The sequence below is a fragment of the Dysgonomonas sp. 216 genome (assembly GCF_010501065.1).
GTDB lineage: Bacteria > Bacteroidota > Bacteroidia > Bacteroidales > Dysgonomonadaceae > QVMM01.
In genome coordinates this window covers 177623-192357 of sequence record NZ_QVMM01000003.1, presented here as the reverse complement: position 1 = coordinate 192357, position 14735 = coordinate 177623, and the positions used below count along the sequence as shown (strand labels likewise).

Annotated in this window: 10 protein-coding genes; 4 read left to right on the top strand and 6 right to left on the bottom strand. The window is 35.1% G+C overall.

Annotated elements, in window-relative coordinates; genetic code table 11:
* Positions 1 to 50 precede the first annotated feature (50 nt).
* The gene (locus D0T53_RS03240; RefSeq protein WP_163265025.1) at positions 51 to 938 is read left to right on the top strand and encodes an NAD(P)-dependent oxidoreductase; all 888 of its coding nucleotides are present in this window, start codon (positions 51 to 53) and stop codon (positions 936 to 938) included.
* Here D0T53_RS03240 and D0T53_RS03235 read toward each other — a convergent pair.
* A complete protein-coding gene (locus D0T53_RS03235) occupies positions 918 to 1706 on the bottom strand; it encodes an aspartate dehydrogenase domain-containing protein (protein WP_163265023.1) in 789 nt (262 codons plus the stop codon). The genes D0T53_RS03240 and D0T53_RS03235 overlap by 21 nt on opposite strands.
* 288 nt (positions 1707 to 1994) lie before the next feature.
* On the bottom strand, positions 1995 to 3485 hold the full coding sequence (locus D0T53_RS03230; protein WP_163265021.1) for a DUF3943 domain-containing protein: 1491 nt from the start codon (positions 3483 to 3485) through the stop codon (positions 1995 to 1997).
* Positions 3486 to 3751: 266 nt separating this feature from the next.
* Here D0T53_RS03230 and D0T53_RS03225 point away from each other — a divergent pair, with 266 nt between their 5' ends.
* Positions 3752 to 4996, top strand: a complete 1245-nt coding sequence (locus tag D0T53_RS03225) for a DUF1015 domain-containing protein (protein ID WP_163265019.1) — start codon at positions 3752 to 3754, stop codon at positions 4994 to 4996.
* A 55-nt stretch (positions 4997 to 5051) separates the two neighbouring features.
* Here D0T53_RS03225 and D0T53_RS03220 read toward each other — a convergent pair whose 3' ends face one another.
* The 4 genes from D0T53_RS03220 to D0T53_RS03205 form a co-directional block, all read right to left on the bottom strand.
* The gene (locus D0T53_RS03220; RefSeq protein ID WP_255489376.1) at positions 5052 to 6494 is read right to left on the bottom strand and encodes a sulfatase-like hydrolase/transferase; all 1443 of its coding nucleotides are present in this window, start codon (positions 6492 to 6494) and stop codon (positions 5052 to 5054) included.
* 362 nt (positions 6495 to 6856) lie between these two features.
* Complete coding sequence (locus tag D0T53_RS03215) at positions 6857 to 7708, bottom strand: endonuclease/exonuclease/phosphatase family protein (protein ID WP_163265015.1); 852 nt, start codon at positions 7706 to 7708, stop codon at positions 6857 to 6859.
* A 199-nt stretch (positions 7709 to 7907) separates the two neighbouring features.
* A complete protein-coding gene (gene rpsA / locus D0T53_RS03210; RefSeq protein ID WP_163265013.1) occupies positions 7908 to 9707 on the bottom strand; it encodes a 30S ribosomal protein S1 in 1800 nt (599 codons plus the stop codon).
* Between the two features lie 334 nt (positions 9708 to 10041).
* On the bottom strand, positions 10042 to 10200 hold the full coding sequence (locus D0T53_RS03205) for a hypothetical protein (protein WP_163265011.1): 159 nt from the start codon (positions 10198 to 10200) through the stop codon (positions 10042 to 10044).
* A gap of 318 nt (positions 10201 to 10518) precedes the next feature.
* Between D0T53_RS03205 and D0T53_RS03200 the strand changes: the two genes are divergently transcribed.
* A complete protein-coding gene (locus D0T53_RS03200; protein WP_163265009.1) occupies positions 10519 to 11022 on the top strand; it encodes a hypothetical protein in 504 nt (167 codons plus the stop codon).
* Positions 11003 to 14386, top strand: coding sequence for an AAA domain-containing protein (locus tag D0T53_RS03195; RefSeq protein ID WP_163265007.1), 3384 nt, complete (start codon positions 11003 to 11005; stop codon positions 14384 to 14386). The genes D0T53_RS03200 and D0T53_RS03195 overlap by 20 nt, the downstream gene beginning before the upstream one ends.
* Positions 14387 to 14735: the final 349 nt, after the last annotated feature.

Here is a 14735-nt window from a genome sequence, read left to right as displayed (position 1 = left end):
ATACAGACGTGGATGTTTAATATTTTGTTTATTAATTTTATAATATAACTATGTTCCAAAAACTTGTAGCAATAGAGCCTGTAGGACTGATTCCGTCAGCAGAGGCAAAACTGCATCAGTATGCAAAAGAAGTTATAATGTACAACGATATTCCATCGGGCGATACCGAAATTATAGCTCGTATTGGTGATGCCGATGCTGTGTTATTAAGTTATACATCGCGAATAAACAGGGCAGTATTGGAAAAGTGCCCGAACATTAAATATGTTGGCATGTGTTGTTCTCTGTATTCGCCCGAAAGTGCAAATGTAGATATTAATTGTGCTAACGAACTGGGTATTACTGTGACAGGTATTCGCGATTATGGTGACGAAGGTGTAGTAGAATATGTAGTTAGCGAATTGGTGCGTTGCTTACATGGGTTTGAGCAGGAGCCTTGGGATGGTATGCCTCGCGAAATAACCGGATTAAAAGTTGGGATTGTGGGATTAGGAAAATCGGGAGGTATGATTGGCGATGCTATGAAATTTTTTGGAGCGGAAGTTTCTTATTTTGCTCGTAACGAAAAATCGGACGCTAAAGAAAAAGGCTATCATTTCTTACCCTTATCAGAATTGCTTTCGCAAAGCGAAGTCGTATTTTGTTGTCTTAATAAAAATACTGTTTTATTGCACGATTTGGAATTTAACCATCTGGGTAATAAAAAGATATTGTTTAATACAGGTTTGTCTCCAGCTTGGGACGAAGCACCGTTTATTGAATGGTTAAACGGAAATAATCTTTGCTTTTGCGATACATTGGGGGCATTGGGTAACGCCGATTTGCTTACTCATCCTAATGTACGTTGCATACAGGTTTCGACAGGAAGAACACGTCAGGCGTTTGACCGCCTGAGTGAAAAGGTACTAGCAAATATATCAGAATACAATAGGCGATGATATATTCAGCAGGGTGCTTACAACCGACCATCCTGCTATTTCGGGGGTAGCGCTGTACACATCTACGACAGCATGCACCTGATCGTTTTTTATTTCAACTCTTTGTGTGTCACCAACAAATCCTGGTGTCGATTGCATAGTTACTTGCATCTTTTCGGGCCCAACAGATGCCAATGAAGCAGCAACGGATACATTAAGGCCTGTTGGAAACACGTTAATGGCTTCCCGTGCTGTCCCCGAAAAAACTATACGTTTTTCGGTTTCTAAAGTAGGGGTGTAAACCGGGGATCTTCTGAGGGCTGCCTGTCCTTTCTCGTTAAAAAAGCGAGCAGATGCATTCCCCATTAATGAAGCTGTTCTTAACACATCGAAACCTCCGGTTGCACCCGAAGCAATATATACACGCGTGTTATGTTCTTTTGCTACTTTTTTTACATCTTCATAAAAAGGGGTGTCGGCAAAGGCTCCTATTGAAAGAGTTACAATCGATGTCCCGTTTTTTAATGTGGGAAAAGCAAGTTCTTTCATTGCTGCCGGAGATGCAGTTTCTACCAGATAATCGGGTTTTAGAGCAAGTAGCTCTTCTAAACTATGGCATGCTTTGCAAGGTTTTCCATTTTGCGTCATCACCGAAGCCAAATATTCGGCTTTAGCTTTAGTACGCGAATAAACACCAGTCAAATTATATTCAGGCAACAACCCTTCTAAAACGGCATAAGCTACTATTTCGGCAAGCCGTCCACATCCAACAATTACTAAATTTTTCATATTTTACAAATATAGCCTTTTTTTTATTGATTATGCAATTCATTGTTTTGCTGTAAGCTGTTCTCCAAAGAGAACTTGTTTACTTATATTTATCTATATATTATAAAGTTAGGGTAGGGGCGGATAAATATATTTGCTTGTTTAAACGATGTAAGTTTAAGTTGTCTGACTATTATGTTTTACATGCTTTAAAAAAAGTACAAACTTTGTCAGGATTGTCAGGTTTTTGCGATAACCTACTCAGTATAGTATTTAAAAGGTATGGTTATTCTATATAAGTAGAATAGCTTAATTGTCGGCACCAAACTTATATGTCAACATTAGTTTACCTTCGCCAGTCACAGAATACACATCGTTATAATATTTATAGTGAGTAGACCTTCGGTACCCCGAAGCTATACCTGTCAGGTATAAATGACGTCCAATTTTAAGATCAAGCCTTATACTCGATGTGTTAAAGGTTGCATTCGATTTGTCTCCTTGAGAGTTTAGCCTATTATTCAGGGCTGTCGACAGATCGTAACCATCGGGATAACCTTTCCATGTAAACAAGCGATAGCCCTCGTACCACCATGACAAGCCTATTTTATTTTTGTATGCGATGTTTATTCCGGCCTTCCACCCAAAGCCACTACCCAGATTGTAATTACGCTTATCAACCAGATAATGATCACTTAATGATGCTCCTAGAAGTATTCCATTAAAATGGGCATACGAATCGAAAGACCATTTAGTAAACTCCCTGTTTTTGTGGTACATTCCTATACCAAATGAAGCTGGTGTGCCAAATTTGTATGGTGTTTTGTTCGATACATTTGATATAGTGTCCGAATCGTAATAGTCGAAATGCTGGTAAAACCCAAAGCCCAAATAATGCTTTTGTGAGTCAATGGCATCCACTCCCCATAATTGACCAATGATGTTTATTTGCCCTAAAACAGGTTGAGATGCTTGCACATTAAGATTTGCCCTGAAACTAAAATAGTCGTAAGGCTTAGTCGCTTCATTATCAAATTTGTCTCCATATTCTATATTGATGCTTGTGGAAGCTCCAACTCCTTTGTCGAAAATGTTGTCTTCCAGTTCCAAAATCCGAACTCCGGCAGAAACTTCTACACTTACATCTGGTATACCAAACTGTCGTCCCGATGTTGGACGCACCTTCCATGCATCGCCCGATATAATACGTGATAACCCTCTTGTTGGAGCTATAATAAAAGCTGCAGTTTCGCGCCATAATCGGTTGCGTCCTCTGCGTGTATCATCCAATATCATATCAGTAGTCCGATAAAAAACTTCTCCTATTGCAACTCCTCCAACCGGCGTAGCAATAATATCGTTTATCGAAGGCTTCTCGTTCTCCATAAATAACTCCCACATGGCACTTCCTGATAACGCAAATGCTCCCGATTCCCAGAAGTTATATCCGTTTGAGCGTGCCGAATTATAGTATAAGTTTCCATGATATGGGTGCAAAAACATATTTGTCCCCATTTGGTCGTTGTCCCACTCAAATCCGTTTTTGAAATTATCTTTAATAGTATGCATGCTTATTCGGGCGAAGTCGGCATTCAGGGCATATCGGTCAAAAGCCCAAACCCCCATGTTCATACCGAAGACTAAAGATGCAGCGGGCCAAAACCTTTTTTTCGAATAATGGACTAAATCTGCCGAATCGGCAGGTTGTGGATTTACAACCGGACGTCGCATAACAAACTGTGCTTGCACTGTAGTAGCAAGTAATAAAAAAACAAAAAAAGAGAGAACCTTTAATTTCATTTTAAATTTTCAGGATGATAAAATAAATGCTGCTAAGATAAACATTTTATGATATAACATGCACTAATAAACAATTTCAGAAGGTAATAGTTTGTTTTGCTCTTCTTTATTTATAGCTTTCATTTGTAAAGAGAAAGTTTCTGTCAAGTTGCTTATTTGGGTGTTTTATATGTTATTTTGTTTGATATTTCAATAGAACAAATATATTTGTATAAACGTTCTTATTATTTGTAAAGTAGAATGTAAAATAATATGATAATATAAATATGGCTGTAATAAAACCTTTTAAAGGTGTAAGACCACCTAAAAATATAGTGGCACAAGTAGCTTCCCGCCCTTATGATGTTCTCAATTCGGAAGAGGCTCGTATAGAATCGCAAGGAAATGAAAAATCATTGTATCGGATAATAAAGCCTGAAGTTGACTTTAATTCGAAAACGGATGAACATGATGATGTCGTGTATCAAAAAGCTGTTGAAAACTTTGAAATGTTCCAGAATAGAGGTTGGCTTGTACAAGACGAAAAAGAGATGTATTATATCTATGCACAAACAATGGATGGAAAAACCCAGTATGGGTTGGTCGTTTGCGCGCACGTCGAGGAGTATATCAATGGGAAGATAAAGAAACACGAACTGACCCGGCGAGATAAAGAAGAAGACCGAATGAAGCATGTGAGAATCAATGATGCCAATATAGAACCTGTGTTTTTTGCGTATCCGGATAATGAGACGATAGATAATCTGATTAAGCGTATTACCTCCGGAGTGGCCGAATATAATTTCGTATCGACTGATGGAATAGGGCATCTTTTTTGGTTAGTAGATAGAGATAATGATATAAAGACGATAACAGAGTCATTTGCTTCCATACCTTATTTGTACATAGCCGATGGGCATCATAGATCTGCAGCTGCTGCATTAGTTGGGGCTGAAAAGGCTAAACAAAATCCAGATCATCGGGGCGATGAAGAGTATAATTTCTTTATGGCTGTATGTTTTCCGGCTAATCAACTTAATATTATTGACTATAATAGAGTTGTAAAGGACCTGAATGGATTGTCTACAGATGAGTTTCTTAAGAAGTTAGAGATGAACTTTTTAATTGAAGAGAAAGGCTCTGAAATTATAGCTCCCATAGGGTTACATAACTTTTCTATCTATATTGATGGTCAGTGTTATAGCCTGACAGCTAAAGATAATACTTATGATGATAACGATCCGATAGAGGTGCTTGATGTTACAATATCATCAAAATATATATTGGACGAATTATTAGATATCAAAGATCTTCGTTCTGATAAGCGTATAGATTTTATAGGAGGTATCAGAGGGTTAGGCGAGTTGAAAAAGCGCGTAGACAGCGGTGAAATGAAACTAGCTATAGCTCTATATCCTGTAACAATGAAACAGCTAATGGATATAGCAGATACAGATAATATTATGCCGCCAAAAACAACTTGGTTCGAACCCAAATTACGATCGGGGCTAGTTATCCATAAACTTAGTTGAATAAAAAGTATTAAGAGAGCAGAGAAGAGGTTCAGGTTCTTTTCTGCTTTTATTTTTAACGAGCTATTAAATCTTCCCATAAGTGAGAGCCAACATATCTTTCTGAAGGTTTAAAATCCGGAGAAAAAAGGCTTCTTTTCTTATCGTAATCAATATAATCTATTCCAGCGAGGTTGGATATTGAGTATACAAGATCGGCGGTAGAATAGGGGCGTGAAGGTTCTATTACAATATCATTTCTATTGTTGGAGAATCTTTCAGATATCCAGACAAAGAATGGAATCTCACACATGTAAGGAGATATTTTCTCATACGCATGTCCGGCAAAGTTTCTGTAATTATATAGTTCTTCAGCATGATCGGAAAAGTATACCAATGACGTTTTTGCTCCGCCTTTTTCTATCAATGTATCAAGTATTTTATTCACAACATAGTCGTTGTACAAGATCGAATTGTCGTATTCGTCAATAACTGGAATAACCTGATTACTAATAAAATTGTTTGGCTTTATAAAGTCGTCTTTAGTATTATCAAACTTTGCGAACTGAGGTGGATATCTGAACTTATAAGCCATGTGATTTCCTATCAAATGGATAACAATTAGTTTATTATTGGCCGGAGCCTTTTTTAAGGCTTTAGTAAAGGTTTTGAGCACAACTTCGTCATGTTTGTTTTCCGAAGACAAGTCATACTTATGTTGTGCCAGATTAAGAAGTACATCATAGCTGGTTCCCAGCGGACCACCAAAAGATTGATTGCTTATTAGGTATGTTGTATATCCTGCTCTGTTGAACAACTCAAATAGAGATGGTTTCTCAATAAAAAATTCAGGGCAATCATGTTCTCCAAGAGTAAGGATAGATCTCATTACCGGAATAGTGTGTACTTGAGGTGGCACTACATCTGTGTAGATGTGCAAACTATCGTTTTTTGCCGAAAGCAATGGATTGGTTTTTCTTTCATATCCATAAAGCTGCATGTGCTTTTTGCTTTGAGATTCACCAATAACAACTACTATTGTTTGAGGTATAGAATCGGCATACATATTGGAAACTTCGTAAGGGTGTTTTTGTCGTTCAGCAATGCCCCATGTTTCTTTTTTTACTCTTATCTTGTATGATATATAGGTTCTGTAAAAGTTGAGAAAATACACCGACTTAGAAATGTTGGGAATAAAGACAATCGCCAAAACTGTTGTTAATGCAATAATAAACAGTTTTTTATGCTTACGTATTGTCAATGATTTGGCTGAACGCATTAGGCCCACCATTACAGCCGGTAAAATAGCATAAAACGATACCCCCAAAACTACCCATGAATTAAGATAGTAGACGAGAAACTCCTTGCTTTCTTCCGGATTCGTTTCAAAAAGGCTGGTAATGCTGTTTTGTTCAAGTAGCACCTTTGCAAAAAGCAAATAACCTAAGAATATGGTTCCGGGTAATATAGAAATTACCAATATTATTGAGTATATAATTTTCTCAGTCTTAGTAGACATGAATAGCGACAGCAATAAAACTGACAGAAATAACAGAATGTTTATTATAATTATAAAACTAGTCTCGAAAATTGACAGATTCTGTGCCAGTATACAAAGAAAAGGTAAGACCAAAAAAATATAAAACAAAAAGAATATTTGTAATTTCTTTTGTTTCAATATTTCAAATATTTTATTCATAGCATTCTCCTAGGGACAAATTCCAATTTTTACTTTTATTATAACACAAATGAATGAAAACAAATATACTATTTATTCTTTAGACAAAGAATAATTCTTGTTTTCATTGGTTGTTATTTCGACTAATAAAGAGAAATAATAAACCTATTTATGTGGTAAATTGCCTCCCAAGCTGCAATAAGTTAAAAAGCTACATTTACAATCTGAGGATTGTGATCGGATAGATATAAAACAGAATCTATCTGAGTATGTGGTATTTCCGATTTGAATACTGTTATATTAGGTGTAACAAATATAAAATCTATTTTAGTTCTTTCGTTTTCCTGATTTTTCCCGAAATTATGGTATGTATATTCACTGCCTGTAATTTCTGCTGCTATTTTATGGGCATCTTTTAATATAAAGTTATTGGTTGTTATTGTTCTATAAGCATCAGAGTCGTCTGTTACATTAAAATCGCCTGTTAGCAACGCAGGGTTGTTGCCTACTATTTCTTTAATTTTATTGATGATTAACAATGCGCTGTTTTTACGGGCTTCTGTTCCTATATGGTCGAAATGCGTGTTTACAAGCATAAAAATTTTGCCATTCTCTTTATCTTTTAATTTAACCCAAGTTGCTATACGGGTACATTTAGCATCCCAACCTAATACACCTATACTATCGGGGTTCTCAGCAAGCCAGAATGTATTGTCATCTATTTTTTCGAACGAATCTTTCAAAAAAGCAATAGAAGCATATTCTCCTTTAGTTTTTCCATCGTCTCGTCCTACTCCTATAAATTCGTATTGAGGCAAATTTTCTTTCATATCTTGTAATTGGCTGAATAATACTTCTTGAAAGCCGATTACAGATAAATTATTCTCTTTTATAAATTTGCAAACGTGTTTCACCCTATTGTCCCATGTGTTAGGCGCATCATCCGAGTTTTCGTAGCGAATATTAAATGTTGCAACCTTTATTTCTGTGTTTTTTTCGAGTTTACAACTCACCAAGTATAAGATTAATAAAATACTTAATAACAATTTTTGCATGGTAGTAATATTAATGAGTTTAATAAAGACTAAAGGTAAAGGTATTTAACTTTTTCTTATTGTTTTATATGTCTCAAAATTTAAAAATATTGATGCAAAAATGGATGTGCATAAAATATAGATAAAATAGGTATAAAAAAAAATGATATGCTCTTTAATGAAAGAGCATATCATAATCAGTATAATCTAGCTGTGGTTTTTATTTGTTTTCGCCAGAAAGTTTTTCTTTCAATGCAGCTAATTCTTCAATATCGCCTAGAGTTGTTTTTTCGGCAGAAGTCGAAGTCATTTGTGGAGCATCATTTTCTTTCTTAGTTCTCTTAGTTTTCTTTTCTGCAGCTTCTTTAGCTTCAGGTCTTTCGTCTTCGTAAACTTTGCTGTGAGAAACAATAATTCTTTTCGAATCTTTGTTGAATTCAATTACTTTGAATTCAAGTTTCTCTTCAACTTGAGCTTGCGATCCGTCTTCTTTCACTAAGTGTTTAGGAGTAGCAAAACCTTCAACTCCATAAGGAAGAGCAATTACAGCACCTTTGTCTACCATTTCGATAACAGTACCTTCGTGTACCGAACCAACAGTAAATATTGTTTCAAACACATCCCATGGGTTTTCTTCCAATTGTTTGTGACCAAGGCTCAAACGACGGTTTTCTTTGTCGATTTCCAAAACCTGAACATCGATGTCAGCACCTATTTGAGTGATTTCGCTTGGGTGTTTGATTTTCTTAGTCCAAGAAAGGTCAGAAATGTGGATAAGTCCGTCTACACCTTCTTCTATTTCAGCAAATACGCCGAAGTTAGTGAAGTTACGTACTTTAGCAGTATGTTTGCTTCCAACAGGATATTTTTCTTCGATATTTTCCCATGGATCTGGTTTCAATTGTTTGATACCTAACGACATTTTACGCTCGTCACGATCTAAAGTAAGAACAATAGCTTCTACTTCGTCACCTACTTTCATAAAGTCTTGAGCGCTACGAAGATGTTGTGTCCAGCTCATTTCAGATACGTGGATAAGACCTTCTACACCCGGAGCTATTTCGATGAATGCACCATAGTCGGCCATAACAACAACTTTGCCTTTCACTTTGTCGCCAACTTTAAGGTCTGCGTTCAATGCATCCCATGGATGAGGAGTAAGTTGTTTTAGACCAAGAGCGATACGTTTTTTATCATCATCGAAGTCAAGGATAACAACGTTGATTTTCTCGTCTAATTTAACCACTTCTTCAGGGTGTTGAACACGTCCCCAAGAAAGGTCTGTAATATGGATAAGTCCGTCTACGCCACCAAGGTCGATAAATACACCGTAAGATGTGATGTTTTTAACTGTACCTTCAAGCACTTGACCTTTTTCCAGTTTCGAGATAATATCTTTTTTCTGTTGTTCAAGTTCAGCTTCGATAAGAGCTTTATGAGATACAACAACATTTTTGAATTCGTGGTTGATTTTCACAACTTTGAATTCCATTGTTTTTCCTACAAATACGTCATAATCACGGATTGGTTTAACGTCTATTTGAGAACCTGGCAAGAACGCCTCGATACCAAATACGTCAACAATCATACCACCTTTTGTACGGCATTTAATGTAACCTTTGATAACTTCGTCTTTTTCAAGAGCTTCGTTAACACGATCCCAAGAGCGAGATACGCGGGCTTTTTTGTGTGAAAGAACTAATTGTCCTTTTTTGTCTTCTTGGCTTTCGATGTAAACTTCTACTTCGTCACCAATTTTAAGATCAGGATTGTAGCGGAATTCGTTCATCGAAACCACACCATCCGATTTGTAACCAATGTTAACAACAACTTCGCGTTTGTTCATTGCAGTTACAGTTCCCATAACCACTTCTTTGTCGTTCACTTTATTCAACGACTGGTCGTAGGTGTTAACCAAATCTTCTTTACTTACATCTCCGTAAGTATCGCCTTGTTCGTACGCATCCCAATCGAAACCATCGAGAGGCTGAACATTTTTTAATTTGTCTGATTCAATCATTTTCTTTGTTTTTGACCTTTATTGGTCAGTAAATTAATAAGTTAGACTTTATTTTATTGAAAAACGATGCAAAGTTATTGATTTTAAACGTATAAACCAATTTATTTGCTTAAAATTTAGAGTTTTGTAATCAAATATCACTCCTGTAATTATTTATTCTATTTGTGTAGAATTACGTCCTTGCGGTAATCGCTTTTCGATAGGTTTTTACAGAAAACCTGACAGATCTGACAGATTTTGTTGTTTTCCATATATTGTAACTCATAAATTGTTTTAGATCCGTTTGTTGTATAGTTCCTAATAGATAGATAAGATTGAATAAATATTTTCGAAATTAAAAGCAGAGCATAACACCAATGTTGTAGGCCTTTATATCGGGTCCTTTTCCTTTATCAAAGTTTAGTAACTTTTCACGGAGAGGAAGAACAACTATTTTGAACTTTTCTAATTCCATTCTATTGTGATAACGATAATCGCCAAATTTTTGTAACAAATTTATTTTATTTTTTCTACATCTTGTGATTATAAATGCTTGTTAATTCTATCTATATAGAATTAAATGTAGTCTGTAATCTGTTGAAGTGCATGTTTTTCAAAAAACTGACATATCTGACATTTCAGATGATTTTTACAGTATCGAAGTAAGCGATCTTTTACCGATAAATAAACTAGCTACTCTATAGATAATAATATCCATATTTTCGATAATATTTGCTTAACTTTGTTGCTTCAGTAATTTTATTGATTGAAACATAAATAAAGATATTACGTTATATCTATATAATAGAACATTATTGAAATTAGAACAGGTATGAAAAAGATTTATTCTGTAGTATTAGCTATAATAATTGTAATAGGTTTCACATCGTGTGAAGAGGATTATTGGGAAACAACTACTTTTGACTATGAAATGCCATATGTTGACTGGGATGGAAATTTCGAGATATCGTCGACTATTTATTTAAGAGACTTAAATATTGGACACAGAACGAGTGATATTATCGAAATTGAAACACTAAACTCGTGGATTGAACTTGATGGAGATTTAAGAGTAGGGGATTTAATAAGATTATACGATATAACGATAAATGGAGAGACTTTAAGGTTGAACTATCGGGCTAGTATTGGTCCTCGTCCCGATGATGATCGCTTTTTCACAAATGATCGTGCATATAAAGATTTCATTTATCAGGCAATGAAATTGCTTAACAGAAATGGACGTATTGATGTTATCATAAGAGGATACTCCGATATGTCGGTTGGACGGTTATATGTAGTTCTAGGAAATAATTTAGATGTTCGCCTCAGAGACTAATCAACAAAAATACGAAGAATTTGTAGCTGATATACAAAGTGTTGATAAGCAAAATATCACATTCAGAGAGAAGTATATTGCTTTGAAGCGAATATTGGAGCGGAGTTGTAAAGACATTACACAAAACGAAGTCTTACAATTCCCTTCTTTGTTTTCGAGGTTAGTTTTTATTGCTCAAAAATATGGATTATCGGGAAAATTAGAATGGCAACTCCAAAACATTAGGGTTAAAGCCTCTTTTTTACTAAAAGACGATAATAATATAATATCGGGGACGAAATACGAACAGGCTAAAAGTATTGTAATTTGTTTTGTTTCAGTTGTTTACATAGGTAATAGAGTAGGGGAGTCTTTGCTCGGAGATTACCCGAAACCTACTTCAGATTTCAATCTTCCCGATAAAATCCGGGTACAGTTAATTGCAATTGATAAAGAAAAAGAATTGCTTTATTGCTATACCAATATAGCCGAAGGTAATGAGATTATAGTTAAATACAATGTCCGAAATGTAAACGATTCATTTAATCCAACAATAGACAGATTATGGATTAATGTACAGCTTAATCTCGTAAATTCATCTATCGACTTACAAACAAACTACGTTATACCTCGTTATATTGTATTAGAACCCGATTATTTAGTAGATGCGTCATCTCTGGCCGAATGTTTTCAAAATTATGGGAAATCATATCTCCATTATTTCAGAAAACGATTTGAGCCTGTCGCAGCTTCCAAACATATACTATTAGGTAATTTAGCGAATTTCTTTCTTGACGAATTAGTTTATAGCGATTCTCCTGAATTGCTGAAGTTTAACGATTTGTTCTTGAAAGCATTCAGAATGTCACCTTTTGAGTATACCAGTTGTAATGATATAAAGGAAAAGTCTGATTTTGTTGAATTTATGCTGAAAGCCCAAGCCCAATTCGATAATATAAAGAGGGTAGTGGTACATGATTTTCCTGCAAATGAGATAGATACGAAACAATGTACGTTAGAACCTGCTTTTTTTTGTGAAAAATTTGGGTTTCAAGGGCGGCTCGATTTGCTTCAACTTTCGGATGAAGAGAATAATCCCAGCAAAATTATAGAATTGAAATCGGGTAAGATACCTTTTCCGTTCAACGATCCTACTAAAATAGCTATAAACCATGAGGTACAGACAGTAATATACCGTCTTATAATACAAAGTGTATTTTCAAAAACATCACGTAAAATCTTTTCCTCAATATTATATTCATCTGCCGACCAATGCGGACAAAATATACGGATGTCAGCTTCGTATAAAACGCTTGAAAAAGAAATAGTTAACATTCGTAATTTAATTATTGCAACCGAACACGACTTGTATATAGGTAATACAGAGGTTGTTGAACATTTGTTTACAGAAATGTTCGACCCAGATAATTATAGCCGTATCCCATCTTTTTTTGCTGATAAATTAACCGGGCTGAAAAAAATATTGGAAAACATATCCGATACCGAACAAAGGTACTTCTATCGGTTTGTCAGTTTTTTAACCCGTGAATTATATTTACAAAAAATAGGGGACGAGGCTTACGAATCGGCCAACGGTGTTTCGTCTTTGTGGAATAAAGAGTTTGAAGAGAGAAAGGAAGCTTTTGATTTAATAGCCGGACTTGAAATAGAAGATATTGACGATTCGGGCAACGATATGAAGATATTATTTAATCGCATTTCCGATTCGGAGTTTGTCAATTTTAGGGAAGGAGAGATATGTATTCTGTATCCACGCGAAAACGAAAATGATACTGTACTGACAAACCAAATTCTGAAAGGTACAGTGGTCTGGATTACAGCAAAACAAGTTTTAGTAAGGTTCAGGTACAAACAAAAAAACAAGAAATATTTAACTTCGTACAAATATTGGGTATTAGAACATGATAATCTGGATCATACCTATATCAATATGTTTAAAAGCCTGTTTTCTTTTCTATGTGTGTCTCCTGAAAAAAGAGAATTGATACTTGGTGCAACCGCACCTGAAACAAATTATGAGGAGATACCTCATAACGCAAACTTATCCAAAGAAGAAAAACAAAGTTGTATCATAGATAAGGCATTAGCGGCAAAAGATTATTTTCTTATAGTTGGTCCTCCTGGTACAGGTAAAACCTCAATATATGCCCGTCGTTTAATTGAGGAGATTTACACTAATCCGCAAAATAATATTCTGGTATTAGCTTACACAAACAGGGCTGTTGATGAGTTGTGCGAAGCTATAGAAAATGCACTAAATTCGGAGAACGAAGATATTATTAAATATATCCGTATCGGAACAGAGTTATCATGTGGAGAACCATATAGGCACAGATTATTACAAAATATATCGGCAAATACAAAATCGAGAGATGAGCTACGTAAAGTTATACAGAATCAGAGAATATTTGTAGGAACTTTAGCTGCCATATCAAATAAACCAGAATTATTCGAACTCAAAAAATTTAATGTAGCAATAATAGATGAAGCTTCTCAGATATTGGAACCACAAATTATAGGCTTGTTACCTATGTTCGATAAATATATAATGATTGGCGATCATAAGCAATTATCGACAATAACCCTTCAGAGCGAAGATAAATCACAGGTAATTGATGAAAAGCTGAATCAATTAGAGTTATTTGATTGTCGTGAATCTTATTTCGAACGGATATTTCGTATATGTCAAAATAAAGGATGGGACAATGCATATGCAATTCTTACATATCAAGGGCGAATGCATACTGAATTGGCATCCTATCCGAATACTTATTTTTACGATAATATGCTGTTGCCTGCATCGTTGTGGCAAAACGAACCATTGGAGCTTAGTTGCTTGAATGAATCGGACAGAGCGCATAATCTGGTAGCTAAATATCGAAAAGCTTTTATTCCTTGTACAGATGTAAGTACTAATGTTATTAGCGATAAAGTAAACGAGACCGAGGCTGATGTTGTAGTGCGTATTGCAAAAGCAGTTATCGATGTATACAAAACAAATGGACTGGATTTTAATCCCCGTAAAACATTGGGCATAATTACTCCTTACCGTAATCAAATAGCATTAATAAAACATAAACTAGAAGAGGTGAGGATATCTGAGCTACAAAATATAATGGTTGATACCGTCGAACGATACCAAGGTAGCCAAAGAGATATTATTATTATGTCGTTTTGTATTAATAAGCCTTACCAATTAGATTTTTTCTGCAATTGGAACAGAGAGAGAAATGTAGATCGTAAATTAAATGTAGCTTTAACTCGTGCCCGCCAACAACTCTTTTTGGTTGGTAATAATTATATTCTTTCCCAAAATAATCTGTATAGGCAGTTAATAGAAGATACCACTGTTTATAGTATATAAATCCTATTTTTTTATCGAATTTTATCTATTAGTCAGATTGAGTTTTTCAAGACCGAAGGGTTAATTGTTTTGAAATATTCAATTCTCACGGAGTTTATGTTTGTATGTAATATAGGTTAGAACAAATGTATATTTATACAAAAGTATACCTGTACAAATGTTGACAAAAGTTTATTGTAGGCATATATTTCCGATGTACATTTGTAAACTTACTGCTCGAATATTAAAATATACAAAAGTAAACTCAACAAAAGGTGTCATGTAACAAATGTATGATATAGGTATGTAAACCTCTATATATAGCCGTAATACTACAATATTTTCAAGTGTATTATTCTCAAAGCCAATA

What these genes read in the sequence shown, in the direction of transcription:
- D0T53_RS03235 (WP_163265023.1), bottom strand. Translation starts at nt 1,706, where the DNA reads ATGAAAAATTTAGTAATTGTTGGATGTGGACGGCTTGCCGAAATAGTA.
- D0T53_RS03240 (WP_163265025.1), top strand. Translation starts at nt 51, where the DNA reads ATGTTCCAAAAACTTGTAGCAATAGAGCCTGTAGGACTGATTCCGTCA.
- D0T53_RS03195 (WP_163265007.1), top strand. Translation starts at nt 11,003, where the DNA reads ATGTTCGCCTCAGAGACTAATCAACAAAAATACGAAGAATTTGTAGCT.
- rpsA (WP_163265013.1), bottom strand. Translation starts at nt 9,707, where the DNA reads ATGATTGAATCAGACAAATTAAAAAATGTTCAGCCTCTCGATGGTTTC.
- D0T53_RS03225 (WP_163265019.1), top strand. Translation starts at nt 3,752, where the DNA reads ATGGCTGTAATAAAACCTTTTAAAGGTGTAAGACCACCTAAAAATATA.
- D0T53_RS03200 (WP_163265009.1), top strand. Translation starts at nt 10,519, where the DNA reads ATGAAAAAGATTTATTCTGTAGTATTAGCTATAATAATTGTAATAGGT.
- D0T53_RS03230 (WP_163265021.1), bottom strand. Translation starts at nt 3,485, where the DNA reads ATGAAATTAAAGGTTCTCTCTTTTTTTGTTTTTTTATTACTTGCTACT.
- D0T53_RS03220 (WP_255489376.1), bottom strand. Translation starts at nt 6,494, where the DNA reads ATGTCTACTAAGACTGAGAAAATTATATACTCAATAATATTGGTAATT.
- D0T53_RS03215 (WP_163265015.1), bottom strand. Translation starts at nt 7,708, where the DNA reads ATGCAAAAATTGTTATTAAGTATTTTATTAATCTTATACTTGGTGAGT.